General features: G+C 46.3%; 1 protein-coding gene. It reads left to right on the top strand.

The annotated features are described in order from the left end of the window. A partial coding sequence (locus B7708_RS00065; protein ID WP_193431730.1) for a hypothetical protein occupies nucleotides 1–369 on the top strand: 369 nt, incomplete at both ends.

Here is a 369-nt window from a genome sequence, read left to right as displayed (position 1 = left end):
ATCTGCAAGTCAATCAGCTTCAGCGTCTGTAAGCTCAAGTCAATCAGCTTCAGCGTCTGTATCAGCAAGCCAAAGCACTTCAGCATCAGTATCTGTATCAGCTAGCCAATCAGCTTCAGCGTCTGTATCAGCAAGTGAATCAGCTTCAGCGTCTGTATCAGCAAGTCAATCAGCTAGCGCATCAGTATCTGCAAGCCAATCAGCTTCAGCATCTGTATCAGCAAGTGAATCAACTTCAGCTTCAGTATCAGCTAGCCAAAGCACTTCAGCATCAGTATCTGCAAGCCAAAGCACTTCAGCATCTGTATCAGCTAGCCAATCAGCTAGCGCATCAGTATCAGCTAGCCAATCAGCTTCAGCATCAGTATC

This window comes from Streptococcus oralis subsp. dentisani (genome assembly GCF_002096615.1).
Taxonomy (GTDB): Bacteria; Bacillota; Bacilli; order Lactobacillales; family Streptococcaceae; genus Streptococcus; species Streptococcus oralis_U.
The sequence above is the reverse complement of the archived record's forward strand: the minus strand, read 5'-3'. Positions and strand labels throughout refer to the sequence as shown.